The organism is Vibrio sp. D173a (genome assembly GCF_030248475.1).
This window is the reverse complement of sequence record NZ_JAHGAH010000437.1, coordinates 1-1,231: the sequence shown is the minus strand read 5'-3', so window position 1 is coordinate 1,231 and position 1,231 is coordinate 1. Positions and strand designations below refer to the sequence as shown.

At 42.6% G+C, this 1,231-nt stretch carries 2 protein-coding genes and 1 pseudogene; all 3 read left to right on the top strand.

Annotated features, from left to right (window positions below; genetic code table 11):
- Nucleotides 1–160, top strand: a pseudogene (locus KIV40_RS26555) (sugar transporter); the annotation flags it as partial.
- Nucleotides 161–224: 64 nt separating this feature from the next.
- Nucleotides 225–665 carry a low molecular weight protein-tyrosine-phosphatase gene (locus tag KIV40_RS26550; RefSeq protein ID WP_285352171.1) on the top strand — a complete coding sequence of 147 codons (441 nt, stop codon included), beginning with the start codon at nucleotides 225–227 and terminating at the stop codon, nucleotides 663–665.
- Between the two features lie 154 nt (nucleotides 666–819).
- The coding region (locus KIV40_RS26545; protein ID WP_285352170.1) for a Wzz/FepE/Etk N-terminal domain-containing protein at nucleotides 820–1,231 on the top strand (412 nt) is incomplete at its 3' end.

Sequence of the window (1,231 nt, the reverse complement as noted above, 5' to 3'; positions counted from 1 at the left end):
TGTGATTGGTACAGAGTTTGATTTGAAGCCGTACGACATTGTTTATGTTACGGCGGCACCGATTAGCCGCTGGAACCGTGTAATTGGACAACTTGTTCCGACAATTACCGGGTTCAATGACCTAACCGAAGGCGTGCTGCGCATTCGTAACTGGCCTTAAATAAAGTACATTAAATATCGGGCCGCATTCTGTGTGGCCCAGTTTATATGGTTGATAGCAATCTATGTTTAATAAAATTCTTGTTGTTTGTGTTGGCAACATTTGCCGCTCTCCGACTGGCGAGCGTGTTTTACAAAAACTATTGCCGAACAAACAGGTGGCATCTGCAGGTATCGCTGCAGAAAAAAGCCGTTTGATTGGTAAACCAGCCGATGAAACTGCAATCTTGATTGCAGCAGAAAATGGTGTGGATGTCGAAGACCATCAATCACAACAAGTCACACCTCAGCTTTGTGCTCAGTATGATTTGATATTGGTGATGGAAAAAGGGCATATGGAAGCACTAACCCAGATTTCCCCGGAAGCGCGTGGTAAGACTATGCTGTTTGGCCAATGGATAGGGCAACAAGACATTCCCGATCCTTATCGCCAAAGTCGAGAAGCTTTTGAGCACGCTTATAAGTTGATTGATGAAGCGGCACAAGCGTGGGCGAAAAAGCTTTAATCTATTTAAAAAAGCTTCAATCGATTTAACAAAGCGTTTCACTCATTAGAGTGAGCTTTGAATCATCAGAAACGATAACATAAACGATTTAGGTTGGTTTGTTTTCAATAAGCCAACCGACAAAACAGTACGAGTTTTAGGAAATAGTAATTCGATGACAACACAACCATCTAGGCAAACACAGACTGATAACTCAGATGAAATAGATTTAGGAAAACTGTTTGGTATTTTGCTTGATGCTAAGTGGTGGATTATCTTTACCACGTTTATCTTTGCAGTTGGCGGTGTTGCATTTGCACTGTTATCCACCCCTATCTATCAAGCGGATGCATTAATTCAGATTGAAGAGAAAAGCTCGGGTGGCATCTCTTCAATGGTGGGTGATATGGGCGAACTGTTCGCTCAAGAGTCATCTGCAACCACGGAAATTGAGATCGTCAAGTCGATAATGATCTTGGGTGAAACAGTCGATAAATTTAACTTAACCACGGTGACGTCACCTATTTACGCGCCTGTTGTTGGCAAAGGCATCGCTCGTTTAACGGGTGATGTGAATAACATTTCCG

Coding starts and splice junctions, on each gene's coding strand:
- KIV40_RS26550 (WP_285352171.1), top strand. CDS start 225: ATGTTTAATAAAATTCTTGTTGTTTGTGTTGGCAACATTTGCCGCTCT.